The following is an 18,278-nucleotide window of genomic DNA, read 5'->3' as shown; positions in this document are numbered from 1 at the left end:
CTTCTTAGGGGCATCGAGCCCCTTCGAAGTTTGCCCAAGAGAAGAACCTCTGGCTCATGTTTGCCCGATGGAATTTATAAATGAATGTTGAACCAAACGGTCAACGCTATTTAGGGAAGGTCAAAGGTCACAATTCATAATTCCTAATTCTCAATTCTCAATTCTCAAAACCTACAACCTACCTTAAAAACTGCCGCGTCGGCTTACCGCCTCTTCGCATTGACGATAACCGGAAGTCTTTAACGCATCAAGTCAACACTACCCACACTCAAACTATTTGATTTTTTTCATCCAGCCTTTTTTGTTTTTGGTAAACAAAATGAGAACCTTACTCTTAATTTTTCTGTATTTCGTAGGTTTTTAACCTCAATAAAATTTCGAAAAAATAGGCTGATGGCAAGGGATTTGTATTATGATTAGTTAATTTTGTACAAAATAAACCAACGTTTATATGTTTTTTGTTTTTGCAGCACTTACTGCTTTTTCGGTGGGTTTTTTGGTAACACCGATATTGATTAAGCTTCTAAGAAGGGCCAAAATCGGCGATGTTCCGGGAGGTCGAAAAATTCACAAATCCTTTGTCCCATCAATGGGAGGCATAGGCTTTTTTGTGGCTGCAGCAATAGCGATGTCCATCTGGGCCTGGCAGTTTCCTCTGCCTGATATTCGATACTTACTCGGAGCAATTACCATAATGTTTTTTGTTGGCTTACAGGATGATATGGTTGAGCTGAAGGCTAGTAACAAACTTATGGGGCAGTTGGTCGCAGTAATTTTGGTTGTCGGTGCAGCTGATATCCGTATCACCAATCTCGATGGCTTTTTGGGAATAGGAGAGTTGCCAGTTTGGTTTTCCTATGTATTTTCTGCCTTTGTACTCTTGGCAATTACCAATGCTTTCAACCTCATTGATGGCCTTGATGGACTGGCAGGTACGGTAGCAATAATTGCTTTTTCCTTTTTAGGAATCTGGTTTATGATTCAGGGTTTAGAAAGTTTCGCAGTACTTTCCTTCACCTTCGTAGGTGGAATCGTAGGCTTTTTGGTTTTTAATTGGCACCCTGCTAAGATTTTCATGGGCGATACGGGTTCTCTGACGCTAGGTTTTACCCTTGGGGCCTTGATTATTGCCTTTATGGAATACAATGCCGCATTGCCTAGCCAGTCCTATTTTAAATTCGTTCCGGTTTTCTCCACGGGGATTTCTTTGATGATGTTCCCTCTCTATGACATGGCACGTGTCTTTACTAGAAGAATTTCTCAGGGTAAAGGTCCTATGACACCAGATAAGAGCCATGTTCACCATTTTTTGATGCGAATGGGAATGAAGCATAACCAGGTTGCCCTTACAATAGGTGCTTTCCAATTGGGAATTATCTTTTTATTGTTCTTACTGAAGGATTACTCCGATCATTTGGTTTTGCCGACGATTTCTGCCATTGTGGTTTTGATGGGAATCAGATTGGACCAGGTTGCAGTAAAATATGTAAAAAAGAGGGTGATCAAAATGCCAAGAGTCTTGGAGGTTCGAGCTTTGTCCTCCTCCCAGAAGAATAAAATCAGGTTGGATAAAGATGCCTTGAAAGAATCAAATATGAATATGAATTAATCTGTGGAAGGTTTTTTATAAATTCAGATTCAACGAGAATGCATATTTGGATAGATTTATGGATTAAATTTCATTATTGGTTTGCTTTTTGATGACCTAATTTTCGCTGGCCCTTTTTAATTTGGATATATGGAATATCAGATACCACTTTCTGCTGCAGTTTTTAATGGAAATGAATTAATCTATTCGAGACAGGCTGTTGAATCCGGCCAGTTGGCAGTTTCTGGTTCTTTTATTCCCAGATTTGAGAAAAAGCTTTCCGAAAAACTGAGTAATTCCGAGGTGGTTGTTCTTAATTCAGGTACATCCGCACTTCATTTAGGCTTGGTTTTATTGGGAGTAGAGGCAGGGGATGAGGTGATATGTCAGTCTTTTACTTTTTGCGCTTCTGCCAACCCCATATGTTACTTGGGGGCCAAACCGATCTTTGTGGATAGTGAGTCTGACACATGGAATATGTCCCCGGAAATTTTGGAGGACACGATTCTCAACCGTTTGGCTTTCGGTAAAAAACCAAAGGCAATAGTGGTGGTTCATCTTTTTGGTATGCCGGCCAAGATGAAGGAAATCATGAAAATTGCGCGCAAGTATGATATTCCAGTTTTGGAGGATGCAGCCGAGGCTGTAGGAAGTTCCATAGATGGGAAGTATTGTGGGACCTTTGGTGACTTGGGTGTTTTTTCTTTCAATGGAAATAAAATTATAACAAGTGGAGGAGGGGGAGCCCTGATCTGCAATAAACCGGGATTGGCCCAAAAAGCAAGGCATCTTTCTACCCAGGCAAGAGAAGATTTACCCTATTACCAGCACTTGGAGATTGGCTACAATTACAAAATGAACAATTTGGCGGCTTCTATTGGCTTGGCCCAATTGGAGCAATTGGATAAGTTTATTGAAAAGAGAAGAAGCATTAATGAAAATTACAAGAAGCTTTTAGCAACCTTCCCCGGAGTTCAATTTCAAAATGAAGGGAATGGAGTTTATTCTAATTATTGGTTGAGCACTATACTACTTGACGAGAAAATTACGGGTTTTTCAAACGACCATTTACGTGTGGTATTGATGAAAAACCAAATTGAAACAAGATTCCTTTGGAAACCTTTGCATTTACAACCTGTATTTAATGATATTCAATTCTTTGGAGGAAAAGTGGCGGCCAACTTGTTTGAAAAAGGGATATGCCTTCCAAGTTCGGTAAGCCTCACTTTTCATGATCAAGAGAAAATTGCAGAGGTAATGCACCAAGAGTTTGCTAAATCAATCTAAAAAGTGTTTTACAAAACGACAGGAAAACGGGTTCTCGATTTGCTAGTTGCAAGTGCAATGTTTTTGGTTTTATCTCCTGTTTTTCTTTTCCTTTTTTTCTTTAATTTACTGTATTACAGGGGAAATCCTTTCTTCTTTCAAGAGAGACCAGGTAAATCCGGTACTGTTTTTTATATCCTCAAATTTAAAACAATGAATGACCGGAGGGATGAATCCGGAAATTTGTTGCCTGACCATATGCGGATTACCACCTTTGGAAGATTGATCCGCAAAACTTCCCTGGATGAAATTCCCCAATTGATCAATGTTCTGAAAGGGGAAATGAGTCTGATTGGCCCAAGACCTCTGTTGGTTGAGTACCTGCCGCTTTATTCATCAAGTCAAATAAGAAGACATGAAGTTCGTCCCGGCGTAACAGGATGGGCACAAATTAATGGCAGAAACAGTATCACTTGGCAGGAAAAATTTCAATTGGACACCTGGTATGTGGATAACCATAATTTCTTCCTTGATCTCAAAATCCTGATTTTAACATTTTTCAATGTTTTAAAAGGAAAAGGGGTTTCCCAAAAAGGACATGTCAGTATGGGCAAGTTTGAGGGCAATGAAAAGTGATTCCGGTCTTTATTGATAATTCCATTACTTACAGGAATATCCATTTTACTTGCTTGGGTTTTCTCTCTGATTAATGGATAAATAATCTAAAAACTTGAAATTCTGTTTTTCCTTATCCCTGAAATTGGAGGGATTTTTATATTTTAGTTCATAGTGATTTCTTAAATTTTGACTGATTTTTTGATTGTCCGGAATCCCGCTAGTAGGTGAATTTCTGTTTGCTGATAGGGTTGTACAAATCGATGAAAACCAAAGTAGGCCCAAACTCAGTTTTTTTAGGCTGACTACGCTCACCCTTACCAAGTCAGGTTATATAATTCTTACCGCAAAGCCGCCAAGCACACAAAGAAGTCCGAAAAGGTAGTTTTTTCAAGCTTCCTTGTCCTTTGTTTCCAGATTGGCCTAGAACCAAAAAGAGCGATTAATAATCTATAGGGAACGAACGAAAAAGCCATTTTCTTTGCGTCATACTTTGCGCTTTTTGCGCCTTTGCGGTAAGGAAACAGGCAGATGGATGAAAACCAAAGTAGGCCCGATTTGGATTTTTAGCTTGTCTCTGCTTACTCTTATCCAGAAACCGGCAATAAAGTAGATATACATATTTGATTTTGTCTGAATTTTAATTCAAGCCTTCCAATTATGTAATTTTTCTTAAATCGCAATAAAATGTATTTGATATACATATAAACCAAAATTATATTTTACAAGGAAAAAATATTACAAATTTGTTTCTGTTGTAAAAGAATTGTCTTTACATTAGAGAGTCAAACTAATGGAAAATTAGGAAGCTGATTTTCAGCTTTTTGTAATGAAATAAAAATGAGTTTTTTGGTTCAATTGAAGATTCTTCCAAGGTGGATAATTGCCACCATTGACTCATTTGTACTTTTTACCTGTGCATTGTTCGGTTATTTGGTCCGATTTAATTTTGAGTTGTCGGAAATAGAAAAGAATGATATTCTTTCAGGTAGTTTTACATTCATGATCGGGGGATTGTTGGTAATGCAGAATACCCGGAGTCATGAAGGAATTGTGCGCCATTTCGGGTTTCGGGATGGAGCCGATGTTTTTAAAACGGTCCTGTTTACCTTTATCATGTTTTTCTTCCTGAATTTTTTTCATGGAGAGTTTTTGAGTGATCGATTTCTGCTTCCTAATTCAGTATTGATCATCTCCAGTTTGTCCTCCTTGGTAATGTTGGTCTTTTATCGACTAGTAGTAAAGGAATTATTTATTTATCTAAAAGCAGGGCTGATCCAAAGCGAACAGAAAATCGGTGTCATTTTCGGTGCGGGGGAGGCTGGTATTATAGCCTTTGAAGCGATCAACCGAGACAGCAAAACCCGTTTTAACACGGTCGCCTTTTTAGATGATGACCCCAAAAAAGAAGGTAAAAGCATTGTTGGAAAAAGGATTTATAGAGGTGCTGAAGGATTGGAGGAGCTAGTTGAAAAAATGGGCGTTACCGATTTGATTATAGCAATTAGAAATTTATCGGTAAAGCGCAAAAATGAAATTATTGACGATTGTTTTCGGCTAAACATTGCTGTTTCAACTGTTCCGCCTGTAGATCAGTGGATCAATAGCGGACTAACAGCCGGAGCTATACGGGAAGTAAAGATTGAGGACCTATTGAGTCGGGAGCCGATAATCCTGGATAATCCCAGGATTCAGGAGGACCTACAGGATAAAGTGATCTTGGTAACCGGAGCCTCTGGGTCTATTGGAAGTGAACTTTGCAGACAAATTGCCCACTATAACCCCAAGCTTCTCATCTTGTTGGATATAGCGGAATCTCCCTTGTATGATTTGGAGAATGATTTTCGACAAAACTTTCCAGATTGCCAGATAAAGGTGGTTTTGGGGGATATCCGTAACAGGAGTAAGATGAAAGACCTCTTTTCATCTCTAAAACCCCAAATTGTATTTCATGCTGCAGCTTATAAGCATGTTCCTATGATGGAAAGTTTCCCTGAGGAAGCGATTCATGTCAATGTTATTGGTACCAAGGTTTTAGCAGATCTCTCTGTTTTGTATCAGGTGGAAAAATTCGTTTTGGTTTCCACGGATAAGGCGGTTAAACCGACCAATGTGATGGGAGCAAGTAAGAGAGCTGCAGAAATGTATGTTCATGCTCTGAATGATTATTTGGAGAAGAACCATAAACAGAATTATACAAACTTTGTAACGACCCGATTCGGAAATGTACTTGCTTCCAGTGGTTCGGTAATTCCTCTTTTCAAAAAGCAGATTCAGAACGGAGGCCCTGTAACCGTAACCCATCCTGAAATCACACGCTATTTTATGACCATACCTGAAGCATGTCAATTGGTGCTGGAAGCCGGCATCATGGGTGAAGGAGGAGGAATCTATATTTTTGATATGGGCGAGCCAGTGAAAATCTTGGATCTGGCTAGGAGAATGATCAAACTTTCAGGAAAGATTTCGGAAGAGGAGATAAAAATTGAATTTACTGGCCTGAGGGAAGGTGAAAAGCTTTATGAAGAACTCCTAAATGATTTTGAGACAGTAAAAATTACCCATCACCCAAAGATTAAGATCGCCCAGGTTTTACCTTCATCCTATCATAAAATTGAAGGGCAGGTGGACTTGTTCCAAGAAATGATTTACAAAAACTCCGAAAATGAATTGGTCGCTCACCTGAAAACTCTTGTTCCTGAGTTTATCTCCAGTTCCTCCAGGTTCGGGATTTTGGACAGGCTGAATTAAGTTTATTTCGCCTTTTCATTTTTTCAACTTTTCACACCGAGCTATTTTCTCGAATTACTTGTACTTTTGCAGGGATTTAAGGATAAATACCTTACCATGAAAAAGAATTTTACTTTACAGCTTAGCCCTGAAGAGGCCTATGATCCTGTAGTTTTTAAAAATGTTGTTTTGCAAAAGGCAGGGCTTCCAATGGATGCAGCAGATTCTTTTGTAAGACAAACAAGGCGCTCAATTGATGCCCGAGGCCGAAACGTCAAAGTAAATGTTGAGGCAGAATTATTTGTAAGGGAAACTCCCCAACCTCTTGTAGAGCATTTTCCTGAGTATAGGAATGTGAAAAATGCCGAGCCCATCCTGATTGTGGGGGCAGGACCGGCAGGATTGTTTGCAGCCCTTCGGGCAATTGAACTTGGTGTCAAGCCAATCCTGATCGAACGTGGAAAAGATGTTCGTGCCAGAAGAAGGGATTTGGCGGCTATCAATAAAGAACATATCGTAAATCCCGACTCCAATTATTGTTTTGGAGAAGGTGGTGCAGGAACCTATTCGGATGGGAAACTGTACACCCGATCAAAAAAGCGGGGAGATATACGGAGAATCATGGAGATTTTTGTTGCACATGGGGCTACGGAAGATATCCTTGTAGATGCGCATCCCCATATTGGGACCAATAAACTTCCCGTAATAGTAACCAAACTCCGGGAAAGTATCTTAAATGCAGGAGGAGAGGTTTTATTTGAAACACGGGTTGAGGATTTGATTTTAGAGGGAGAGGAAGTCAAAGGGGTTATTGATCAAAATGGGAATAAAATCACAGGCTTGGGAGTAATTCTGGCAACAGGGCATTCGGCAAGGGATATTTTTAGGCTTTTGGATAGTAAGAAAATAAAAATTGAAGCCAAGCCCTTCGCATTGGGAGTGAGGATTGAACACAGTCAAAATCTGATTGATAGAATTCAATATCACTGTGCGATTGATAGAGGCCCATATCTTCCAGCATCTTCTTATTCTTTGGTTCAGCAAACCAATTATAAAGGAAAACAAAGAGGCGTTTTTAGCTTCTGTATGTGTCCGGGAGGGTTTATTGTTCCTTCAGCCACTTCTCCGGGGGAATTGGTGGTCAATGGGATGAGTCCAAGCCGTCGTGATAGTAAGTTTGCCAATTCGGGAATGGTCGTTTCTGTAGAATTGGAGGATCTTCCAACCTATCAGAAATACGGGAATCTGGCTGCTATGGAATTTCAGGCTGCTATTGAGCAACAAGCCTGGATTTCCGGCGGAAAGACACAAGTAGCACCTGCCCAGAGAATGCTTGATTTTGTACAAAAGAAAGTCAGCTCTTCACTTTTGGATACTTCCTATCAACCCGGTTTGAACTCTGTGGATATGCGAGAGGTACTGCCGGATTTTATAGCGGAAAGAATGGCAATGGCATTTAAGGCATTTGGCCAAAAAATGAAAGGATATTTAACCAATGATGCGCAGCTAATTGGTGTGGAGAGCCGGACTTCTTCTCCTGTCAGAATTCCACGGGATAGGGAAACGTTTGAGCATGTTGAAATCAAACGCCTGTATCCTTGTGGTGAAGGAGCAGGTTATGCTGGAGGGATTGTTTCAGCTGCCATGGATGGGGAACGTTGTGCGGAAAAGTTGATTGCAGCTTATGTCAACAAGTGATTTAAAAGCTATAGTCCATTCCTTGATGGAGTTTGACTACTCCTGTCACCAACTGCCATATCTTGAATCAATTCCATACCTTTAATTCATGGAATTTGCCATTGTAGATATAGAAACTACCGGGGGAAGTATTAAAGATGGGGGCATCACGGAAGTCGCTGTTTTGATTCATAATGGTGAAAATATCATCCATACATACCAAACACTAGTAAATCCCGAGAGGGGAATACCTACCTATATTACAGGACTAACCGGTATAGACAATCAGATGGTCCATAATTCTCCTAAGTTTGAGGATATAGCTGAGGAACTGTGGGGGTTGCTTGCTGGAAGAGTGTTTGTGGCACATAATGTGAATTTTGATTTTGGCTTTCTGCGGGAGTCTTTTTTGAGAACGGGAAGGGAATTGAAATCCCAGAAACTATGTACCGTTCGTTTGGGAAGAAAAATTTACCCTGGCTTGCGTTCCTATAGTTTGGGGAGCCTTTGTGAAAATCGTAAAATCCCCAATGAATCCAGACACCGTGCAATGGGCGATGCCCGTGCCACGGCTATCCTGTTTGATCAGATGATCAAAGAAAGACCTGATATGGTCTTTTCATCTCTCAAAAGGAATTCCGGAGAAAGCTTTTTGCCACCCAATTTTTCATTTCAAAAATTCATGCAAATCCCTGAAGCATGTGGGGTTTATTACATGCTCAATGCCAAAGGGAAGGTGATTTATGTAGGGAAGGCACTAAATATCAAAGAGCGGTTTAAAGGACATTTTTCAGGACAGGTTCAGCCTAAATTGAAGCAGCAACTCAAAGATGAAGTAACAGATCTTCAATGGAATTTAACAGGAAGTGAATTTATGGCTTTGTTGATTGAAGCCTTGGAAATCAAACGCTTATGGCCCAAGTATAATTCTGCATTGAAGATTCCAAAGACCGTATGGGGGTTGTTTACTTATCAAGACGGAACAGGATATCAGCGTTTTCAAATTGCCAGGCAAACTAAATCAATACAGCCCTTGGAGACTTTTTTCTCTGGGGAGGAGGCGCTTTCTTTTTTGAAGTTGGGAATTGAGAAGTATGGACTTTGTTCCAAGCTCTCAGGAATCCGGAAAGTAAGTTGTAAAGTAGTCCAGGATCCTGTTTGCCGAGGAGCATGTGATTCCGAGGAAGGGGTTTTCGAATATAATTCCAGGGCTGGTGAATTTGTGGAATCTATCAAAAAAAGTAGGGGAACCATCCGAATTGAGTTGGAAGGGAGAAGCCCTGAAGAAAAGGCACTTTGTTTTTTTGAGGGCGGAATGCTGGTGAAATATGGCTTTGTAGTGGAAGGGAATTCTGAAACAGAAAATCTAAAGGATGTCAAACCAATTCCTGAGACATTTTATATACTGAGGCAATTTTTTCAACAGTTTACAGCTGAACAGGTGAAGCTTCTTCCAAAAAGTGAACAAGAAGCTCCAATGTTATCATTTGGATTCTGAATGGTTTTATAACCATTTCAAGCCAAAAAGCGAAAACAAAAAACCGGATGCGATTTTGCACCCGGTTTTTTAATTTTTATTCCTTGGAGTAGCTAACCCTGTAAATACAGTTCGCGACATCGTCTGAAATTAACAGGCTTCCATCTGGCAATTCCTGAACATCAACTGGTCTGCCCCAAACTTCTTGGCTGGCATCATCCAACCACCCAGAGGCAAAAACCTTTTGGCCAGTCACATTTCCGGATTCATCTATTTCCACTGTCACAACTTGGTAACCGGATTTTTTACTCCTGTTCCAAGATCCATGCTTAGCGATAATTGCCTGATTTTTATATGCAGAAGGAAACATGTCTCCCTGATAAAAACGGATTCCAAGGGGAGCAACATGAGCCCCTAATTTTGCTGCTGGTTGAACATATTCACTTGCCGGCTTGCCTTTATCTCCAAATTCTGGATCTTTCACTGTTCCAGCGTGCCAGTAGGGATAACCAAAATGTTGACCTGCTTCGGTAACTCGGTTCAGTTCACAGTCTGGTATATCATCGCCCATCATATCACGGCCATTGTCTGTAAACCACAAGTCTCCGGATACTGGGTGCCAGGCAAATCCAACTGTATTACGTACACCATGTGCATATACTTCTGGTGTTGGGTTGGCTTGGGTTACATCCAAGCGGGTGATGCTTGCATAAATCTCATCTTCAGGGTCACAAATATTACATGGCGCACCTACTGGGACATACAATAATCCATCAGGTCCGAAGGCAATAAACTTCCATCCATGGTGACCTTCAGTAGGATACTGATCGTAAATTACCTCGAATTGTGGATTGTTTAAGTTGTTTTTGATATCCTTAAAGCGAAGAATTCGGCTTACTTCAGCCACATATAAATCTCCGTCCTTATAGGCGACTCCATTTGGCATTCTCAAGTCCTCTGCGAGAATGAATTTGGAATCGGCTTTTCCGTCGGCATTTTCATCCACTAAAGCATAGACATTGTTTTCCTGTCTATTACCGACGAAAATGATCCCATTGTCTGAAATTGCCATGGATCTCGCATTGGGAACATCTGCTGCCCAAACCTCAATTTTGAATCCTTCCGGCAATAGGATTTTATCAAGTGGGAGGTCAGCAGTGGATTGACTGATATCTACTTTGTTACTTCCATCAGGGGTTTGGATTGGGCTAAGTTTGCCTTTTTGTTGACAACTGGCTGTAATGGCGAGTAAACCTATAGAAAGGCTAATACTCAATATTCTCAGGTGATTCATTTGAATTTGATTTTTTCAAGAGCAATGTAATTAATTAGAGATTGTTTCGCTAATAATCCTCTTTGACTGGGTTTATGGTTATTTTTGCACCATGTTATCGATTACCAATCTATCCTATTTCATCGGAGGCCGTGCTCTTTACGAAAATGCCAATCTTCATATCAAACCAAAAGACAAAATTGGTTTGGTCGGTCAGAATGGAACCGGGAAATCAACTCTTTTGAAAATAATAAGTGGGGACTACCAACCTACTTCAGGTGATGTACAAAAAGCAAAGGACTGTACCATTGGCTTTCTAAATCAGGACCTACTTTCCTATCAATCAGATGAGAGTATTTTGAATGTTGCTTTGGCAGCATTTAAGGAAACGCTTGCCTTGCAGGATGAGATTGATGAGGTTTTGAAGAAAATGGAAACCGACCATTCTGAGGAAATTATCAATCGTTTGGCTTTTCTTCAGGATAGGTTTGAGTCCAATGAGGGGTATACCATCAAAGCCAAGGCAGAAGAGGTTTTGGAAGGAATTGGGTTTAAAACAGAGGATTTGAACAAACCACTTCGAACTTTTTCAGGAGGTTGGAGGATGCGGGTAATGTTGGCAAAGTTGCTTCTTGAAAAGCCTTCTTTGTTGATGCTGGATGAACCGACCAACCACTTGGATCTTCCTTCGATCCAATGGGTTGAAAATTACCTAAAAACCTACGAGGGTGCGGTGATCGTAGTTTCTCACGATCAGACCTTTTTGGATAACTGCGTCACTACCATTGTAGAAGTTGCAAACCATACCTTGACGATATATCCGGGGAATTATTCCTTCTACAAAAAGGAGAAAAAGGAGCGTATGGAAATCCAACAGAACGCTTATGAAAATCAGCAGCAGATGATCAAGCAAACGGAGCGTTTTATTGAGAGATTCCGTGCAAAAGCCTCAAAATCCAATCAGGTTCAGTCTAGAATCAAGGCGCTTGACCGGATGGATAGAGTGCATCAAGTGGTGGATGATGAAGCTTTCGTTAATTTTAATTTCAAATTCAGCCAAAAGTCCGGAAGGGATGTCGTAGTACTGGACCATGTGTCCAAATCCTATGGGGATCTGGTGATTCTGAAAGACACCTCTGCAAGAATTGAAAGAGGGGATAAAATTGCCCTAATTGGAGCAAATGGTAAAGGAAAATCTACTCTTCTGAGGATTATTGACGGTTCTGAAAAAATAGAGGGAACTAGAACGGAAGGACACAATGTGATCAAATCCTTTTTTGCTCAGCATCAGCTAGAGGCCTTGACGCTGGATAATGAAATTATTCAGGAAATGAGTCAAGCCGGAAGCTCGAAAAGCGAAACCGAACTGAGAAATGTTTTGGGTTGCTTTCTTTTTACAAATGATGATGTATTCAAAAAGATCAAGGTGCTTTCTGGAGGAGAAAAATCCAGGGTTGCCTTGGCAAAGACACTGATTTCTGAGGCTAACTTCTTATTACTTGACGAACCGACTAACCACTTGGACTTTCAGTCTGTCAATATTTTGATTCAAGCTTTGCAACAATATGAGGGGTCTTTTATTACCGTTTCTCACGACAGACATTTCATCAGGGGAGTAGCCAATAAGATTTGGTACATAGAAAACCATCAGATCAAAGAGTACCCTGGCACTTATGATGAATACGAATTTTGGAAAAGCCAGCAGGAAGAAAGTAATCAAGTACAGGAAAAGGAAAAGTCTGTAAAAAAAGTGACAGTCAAGCCCCAGGCGGACAATTTTGAACTTCAGCAGGCAAAAAGGGATCTCAAGAAACTTGAAGAACAGCTTTTAAAAGTAGAAGTAGCTGTGGAGCAACTGGAAGCCCAAAAGGCCAGTTTGGAGGCGGAATTAGCCAATCCTGACTTGTACCAAGATGAGGATAAAACTCAGAAAGTTCAGATTCACTATCAAAAAGTGGAGGGAGATTTAGCTTCAAAGAATTCCGAGTGGGAATCCTTAGTGGATCAGATTTCGGTACTTCAGGAAGTACTTGCTTGATTCAATTTCAAATTCCTTCCTTTTTCTCTATTTTCAGCCATGAAGTTTTCCTTGAAAAATTCCTGGCTGATTTTCTTTATGGGAATTCCGTTTTTTGCATTTTCCCAAATTGAGGATAAGGTATATAAGGACCATATCCAGTCCGTACGTTTATTTCCACTTGGTGCGGAATACGATAGTCAACTTGATGCTCCTGTAATTTCTATGGGGGACAGTAGGTCCTTGGTTTTGCTTTTTGATGATTTGGCTTATGATCCGGAATTGTATTCTGCCAAATTGATCCATTGTGATGCGGATTGGAGACAATCCCAATTGAGGGACAATGATTTTCTTCCAAGATTCAATGAGTTCAATATTCAGGATTATGAATATTCAGTCAATACCAGAATCCCATACATCCATTACCGGTTTCAACTTCCAAATGTGACTAAATCCGGAAACTATGTATTAAAAGTTTACCGGGGTCGGGATGAATCCCAGGTTATTTTGACTAGAAGGTTTATGGTGTATGAATCACTTTTTGCGGTTGGGGCTTCCATTATTCCTCCTTCCCAGGCATCGGAAAGAAGAAATTCACAGCAGTTAAATGTTACCGTAAACTATTCAAAAGGGGAAGTGATGGACCCGAATAGCCAGGTCAAAGTCTTGATTCGCCAAAATCAGCGTTGGGATAATGCGAGGTATCTGAGCCGTCCCACTTTTTTGAACGAAAGCTCAAAACTAATGCGCTTTGAAAGCTTTGAAGGGGAAAATACATTTTCTGCCGGGAATGAATTTCGCTTTGTGGATCTTCGCTTTATTCGGGCTACGGGCGTAAATATTGCGAATGTTACCGTGGAGAGAGATGTGATTTATGCAGATGCAAAGGTAGATACTCCGCGTCCTGATCAGGCCTATTCTCAATATCTGGATTTGAATGGACAATATTTGATTTACAACAATGACCGGCCGGGAGGTAATCCTGAAGTTGACAGTGAATACATCCTGACCACCTTTCGTTTAGCAATACCTGAAAGTTCGTCGCCGGTTTATTTGATGGGAGCGATGAGCCAATGGGGAAAATCTCCTGAAGCTAAAATGACTTGGAATGCCAATTTAAGGCTCTATGAGTCCACCTTACTTTTGAAGCAGGGCTGGTATGATTACCAGTATGCAATCCGATCTGGAGATCAGTTGATCAATGAGTCTTTTGAAGGAAGTCACTTCGAAACAGAAAATGAATACGAAGTTTTGGTTTATTTCCGGGCATTAGGTTCACGCTACGATCAGTTGGTAGGTTATGTTTATCTCCATCCAAATAGACGTAGATTATAAAGGCTTCGCTCTAATCAAAAATTACCTGATTGAACCTCAAAAAAAAATCCCCTTCCGAGATGAAAGGGGATTAGGTTTTTCTTAATCTTCGGAGGACAGGTCCTCTGTATCTGATTCAGTAGGAGCTACATTTTGTCTTACCCGCTCGGTTGGTTTGTAGGGTACAAAACCTTCCCGCTTAAACTTATAAGTGGTAGTTCTGTTTCCGGAAGGGTGGTTCGCCAAATCCAGCATACCAAATCCTTTGTGAGTGAATGCACCCAAACCGCATTTGAATACGAAATCCTGAACTTCAGGTGCTGCATACAGAGTAAATGGAAGGGTGTACCCTCTTACTTCGTATTTCACATCCATGTCATACACTGCATAAATTCTCGCAAATTTCTTTTGAGCTTCTTTCAGCTTGTTGACATAAGCCATGTCAGGTACAACTTGGAACTTGTAGAAACTCTCCATTTGCTCAGGAGTGTACCATCCAGAACGTTCCATTCTGGTCAATGTGGATTCATAAAGCAAGTCAGAAAACTCATCGCTATCAGGGCTGATGAATCTCTTTCCGGCTTCCTCATTGAAGGCAGGGGTGATTAAAACCAATGGAGAAATACACACAAACTTGTTGGATGTTTCCAATTCTGGTTCTACTTCTAGCTCAGTGTATTCAGGAGAAAGAATTAAATTTCCAAGCTCAATTTTCGGAGTGGCAAACACCTGCTCAAGCAAATAGTCCATGAAATCTTCACTCTGCGAAGATAATACAAGGGTTACAAGGCTTGAATAATAGTGAAGACCGCTTCTACTTACTTTAGTCTGACCTTTTAGACCAGAGAAATTGAAGTAATTGTAGTTGAAGAATTCCTCTCTTCCTCCTTTGACAATTAAACCTTTAAGGAATTGCGCTAGGATGTACTGGTGATGGAAGGGCAAGTATGAGCCCTTGTTTTTTAATGAAAATATTAGTCTAACTCTCACGGTGTTTTAAAAATAAATGAGACAATGATTAACTAAAATGCTTTAACGTATTTAGGGTGGATAAGCAGGTCAAAATTATCACTTTTTTTAGAATATCACTAAACGTTGAATCGAAAATGCATGATATCACCGTCTTTTACGACATATTCTTTTCCTTCAATTGCAATTTTCCCATTTTCTCTACAACCGGCCTCAGTTTTGAACTTTTGATAGTCTTCCAGTTTGATGACTTCAGCTTTGATAAAACCACGCTCAAAGTCAGAGTGTATTACCCCCGCAGCTTGGGGAGCTTTCCATCCTTTTTTGATGGTCCAGGCTCGTACTTCCTGTACACCAGCTGTAAAATAAGTGATTAAGTCCAGTAGGGCATAGGCTCCGGAAATCAACCTGTTCAAGCCACTTTCTTCGAGCCCATATTCTCCGAGAAATAATTCTTTTTCTTCGATATCTTCGAATTCTGCGATTTGAGATTCAATAGCTGCGCACAATACAATTACCTCAGCATTTTCCTCTTTGACTTTTTCGCGAAGCTGATCTACATATTTATTGCCTTCCAATATGCTGGATTCATCCACATTGGCCACATAAAGTACAGGTTTGATTGTAAGGAGATGCAGATCTCTTACTGCTTCTAGATCCTCTTTTTCAACATCAACCGCACGGGCATTCAAACCTGAAGTCAAACCTTCTTTAAACTTGTTTAGGGTTTCAAGTTCCTTTTTGGCTTTTGCATCTCCTGATTTGGCTATTTTTTCTATTCTCTGGATTTTTTTATCGATAGATTCCAGGTCTTTCAACTGAAGTTCGGTGTCAATGACTTCCTTGTCAAAGATAGGATCAACACTTCCGGCCACATGGACAATATTATCATCTTCAAAGCATCTGACTACATGAATGATGGCATCCACCTCTCGGATGTTTGCAAGAAATTTGTTCCCAAGCCCTTCGCCTTTACTTGCACCCTTGACCAATCCTGCGATATCCACAAACTCGATCACAGTCGGTAAAACCCGCTGGGGATTGACCAGACTTTCGAGAATCTGCAGTCTTTTGTCAGGAACTGTTACGACACCAACATTGGGTTCAATGGTACAAAAAGGAAAATTTGCTGCTTCAGCTTTTGCACTTGAAAGTGCATTGAACAAAGTGGATTTTCCCACATTGGGAAGTCCTACAATGCCGCATTGTAAGGCCATTAATTTGTAGATTTTATTTTAAAGATTTTATAGGATTTATACCCCTTTCTAAATTCCATAATAGAAACCCTGAAAATAGTATAAACCGGAATGGCGAAAATCATTCCCAGAATACCGGCGATTTTTGCACCGGCAAAGATAATAACAAAAATCTCAAGGGGATGCGCTTTTACGGATTTCGAAAAAATCATGGGTTGAAGAATAATATTATCCGTTATCTGTACAACTCCAAAAACAGCCAAAATTTTGAAAAGGAAATAGTTCAACTCTTGCCCTTGTGCATAATCGCCCGTGGAAATTCCCACAATAATTCCAAATGCTGCCCCCAAAATAGGGCCGGCATAGGGAATGAGATTGGCTACAGCCGCAAATAAGCCAATAGTCAAAGCATATTCTACTCCTACAATGGTGAGTCCCAAACTTGCCAATGAAAAAATAGCCAGCATTTGAATCAACAAGCCTGATAAGTAATTGGATAGCAGCTTTTCAACTTTAGAAAAAGTTGCCACAGAGAGTTCAAAATATGCGTTTGGGATAATATTCAAAAGGTTTCTTCTCAATAGCCCATTTTCGAGCAAAAGAAAAAAAGTAATAAAACCAACTGCCAACAACCCTATAAAGAAACTGCTCGTCGCATTAATTACTTGTCCCAAAAAATTGCCAAAGTTGATCTGTGCAATGGTATCCAGAATAGAAATTTTGATTTGTTCCAAAAGGTAACCGGATCTGGATTCCAACAACCTATATTGAAAGAGGTAATCTTCAACCTTCGCAACGGGTGTTTTGATCTGTTCATAGATTGCATTGAAATCCAAATTACTCAGGATAATTATTTGATTGTTGATTAAGGGGAAAAACAAGAAGCTAAGCGAAATTATTAATAGAACAATCAGAGAGTAGGATATAAGGATCGCTGACCAGCGAGGTATGTGTTGTCCAAGGAGATGAAATCCGTTTAAACGATTGGTCAAAGGTCTCAGCAATGCAGCTAAAATCATTGAAAGGACCAAGTAGGTGGTCACATTTGAAAAATACCATCCAAACAGCAGGAAGGCTGCAATGAAAAGAATTAAATAAATAAAAAACCGCTGCATGATGATAATATAAAAGGAGGCAGTTCTGCCTCCTCTAATATACTATTTACCAGTTCTAATGAACATAAGTTGAGGGAAATTCTATTCCCACTTGAGTTCATCATCAAACTCACTTTCTGAATCCTCTACTTCAAATTGCTCGAAGTCAAAGTCAGGCATCAATTCGTTTTTGACATGGTCAACTGTTTCATTCAGAGCTTCCACAAATTTGAAGAAATCTTCTTTGTATAAGAAGATTTTGTGCTTTTCGTATGAGAAGTTGTCTCCGTTTACTTTACGCTTACTCTCTGTGATGGTAAGGTAGTAATCATTAGAACGGGTTGACTTGATGTCAAAAAAATAAGTTCTTTTACCTGCTTTTACTTTTTTAGAGAAAATTTCATCTCTATCATATCCTCTTCTTTCTTCCACAATGCGTATTAGTTTAATGTGCTGGGGTTAAATTTTGGAATTAAAGTAGCATAATTTGTTTTTACATTTCAAACAGAACAGCCACTTTTTTCAATGAATGGTAAAAATAGAAGGCTGAGCGTGTTCAAATTCGCAATGAATAAAAAATGGTGGACAATCCACCATTTTTTATTCACCATGTAAAAAGGCTTTTTTAGCCAATAGTTCTTCTTCTGTTTCCCTGTGATCCGGATCATCTACGCAGCAATCAACAGGACAAACTGCAGCACATTGAGGTTCTTCGTGAAAACCATTACATTCCGTACACTTTTCAGTTACGATATAATAGAATTCATCAGAAAAAGGCTCTTGCTTTTCAGTGGCACTTACCACGGTTCCGTCCTCAAGTGTCACTTCTTTTAAGGAGGTCCCACCTCCCCAAGTCCACTCAACTCCGCCTTCGTAGATAGCGGTATTTGGACATTCTGGTTCGCATGCACCACAATTGATGCATTCATCGGTAATCATTATCGCCATAACTCAAACTATTTGTTTTCAAAAGTAAGAAGCTTCCCACATTCTGACAAGAAAAAAAGTTGTCATACTAACTAATTTAAAATAATTCTTTCTCAGCTTCTATTCATTTTAGGT

Annotated in this window: 14 protein-coding genes; 8 read left to right on the top strand and 6 right to left on the bottom strand. The window is 40.0% G+C overall.

The annotated features are described in order from the left end of the window. The first annotated feature begins 451 nt into the window (after positions 1–451). From P2G54_RS10010 to P2G54_RS09985, 6 genes are all read left to right on the top strand, one after another. Positions 452–1,609, top strand: coding sequence for an MraY family glycosyltransferase (locus P2G54_RS10010; protein WP_275870679.1), 1,158 nt, complete (start codon positions 452–454; stop codon positions 1,607–1,609). 129 nt (positions 1,610–1,738) lie between these two features. Beyond that, positions 1,739–2,875, top strand: coding sequence for an aminotransferase class I/II-fold pyridoxal phosphate-dependent enzyme (locus P2G54_RS10005; RefSeq protein ID WP_275870677.1), 1,137 nt, complete (start codon positions 1,739–1,741; stop codon positions 2,873–2,875). 3 nt (positions 2,876–2,878) lie between these two features. Beyond that, positions 2,879–3,490 carry a sugar transferase gene (locus tag P2G54_RS10000; protein WP_275870675.1) on the top strand — a complete coding sequence of 204 codons (612 nt, stop codon included), beginning with the start codon at positions 2,879–2,881 and terminating at the stop codon, positions 3,488–3,490. Between the two features lie 819 nt (positions 3,491–4,309). Next, positions 4,310–6,220: a nucleoside-diphosphate sugar epimerase/dehydratase gene (locus P2G54_RS09995; protein WP_275870673.1), complete on the top strand. Its 1,911-nt coding sequence runs from the start codon at positions 4,310–4,312 to the stop codon at positions 6,218–6,220. Between the two features lie 96 nt (positions 6,221–6,316). Beyond that, the gene (locus P2G54_RS09990; protein WP_275870671.1) at positions 6,317–7,897 is read left to right on the top strand and encodes an FAD-dependent protein; all 1,581 of its coding nucleotides are present in this window, start codon (positions 6,317–6,319) and stop codon (positions 7,895–7,897) included. An 88-nt stretch (positions 7,898–7,985) separates the two neighbouring features. Further along, positions 7,986–9,374 (top strand): exonuclease domain-containing protein, encoded by a 1,389-nt coding sequence (locus P2G54_RS09985; protein ID WP_275870669.1) that lies wholly within the window; start codon positions 7,986–7,988, stop codon positions 9,372–9,374. 76 nt (positions 9,375–9,450) lie between these two features. Here the strand turns inward: P2G54_RS09985 and P2G54_RS09980 are convergent, their stop codons facing one another. Beyond that, positions 9,451–10,647 (bottom strand): sorbosone dehydrogenase family protein, encoded by a 1,197-nt coding sequence (locus P2G54_RS09980; RefSeq protein ID WP_275870667.1) that lies wholly within the window; start codon positions 10,645–10,647, stop codon positions 9,451–9,453. Positions 10,648–10,738: 91 nt separating this feature from the next. Between P2G54_RS09980 and abc-f the strand changes: the two genes are divergently transcribed. Together abc-f and P2G54_RS09970 are read left to right on the top strand one after the other, a co-directional pair. Then, positions 10,739–12,664, top strand: coding sequence for a ribosomal protection-like ABC-F family protein (abc-f, locus tag P2G54_RS09975; protein WP_275870664.1), 1,926 nt, complete (start codon positions 10,739–10,741; stop codon positions 12,662–12,664). A gap of 39 nt (positions 12,665–12,703) precedes the next feature. Continuing rightward, positions 12,704–13,978 (top strand): DUF5103 domain-containing protein, encoded by a 1,275-nt coding sequence (locus P2G54_RS09970; protein WP_275870662.1) that lies wholly within the window; start codon positions 12,704–12,706, stop codon positions 13,976–13,978. Between the two features lie 81 nt (positions 13,979–14,059). On the opposite strand, the gene cas6 is transcribed toward P2G54_RS09970, so the two are convergent. The 5 genes from cas6 to P2G54_RS09945 form a co-directional block, all read right to left on the bottom strand. Then, positions 14,060–14,947: a CRISPR-associated endoribonuclease Cas6 gene (gene cas6 / locus P2G54_RS09965; protein WP_275870660.1), complete on the bottom strand. Its 888-nt coding sequence runs from the start codon at positions 14,945–14,947 to the stop codon at positions 14,060–14,062. A gap of 98 nt (positions 14,948–15,045) precedes the next feature. After that, positions 15,046–16,143, bottom strand: a complete 1,098-nt coding sequence (gene ychF / locus P2G54_RS09960; RefSeq protein ID WP_275870658.1) for a redox-regulated ATPase YchF — start codon at positions 16,141–16,143, stop codon at positions 15,046–15,048. Further along, entirely contained in the window at positions 16,143–17,237 is a 1,095-nt protein-coding gene (locus P2G54_RS09955; RefSeq protein ID WP_275870656.1) for an AI-2E family transporter, read from the bottom strand. The genes ychF and P2G54_RS09955 overlap by 1 nt, the downstream gene beginning before the upstream one ends. Positions 17,238–17,318: 81 nt before the next feature. Further along, a complete protein-coding gene (locus tag P2G54_RS09950) occupies positions 17,319–17,648 on the bottom strand; it encodes a DUF3276 family protein (RefSeq protein WP_275870655.1) in 330 nt (109 codons plus the stop codon). A 168-nt stretch (positions 17,649–17,816) separates the two neighbouring features. Beyond that, a complete protein-coding gene (locus P2G54_RS09945; RefSeq protein WP_275870653.1) occupies positions 17,817–18,164 on the bottom strand; it encodes a 4Fe-4S binding protein in 348 nt (115 codons plus the stop codon). Between the last annotated feature and the right edge of the window lie 114 nt (positions 18,165–18,278).

The organism is Algoriphagus sp. CAU 1675, assembly GCF_029222925.1.
In the GTDB taxonomy this organism is placed as follows: Bacteria; Bacteroidota; Bacteroidia; order Cytophagales; family Cyclobacteriaceae; genus Algoriphagus.
Note: the sequence above shows the minus strand (reverse complement) of the source record. Positions and strands in the feature narration are given on the sequence as shown.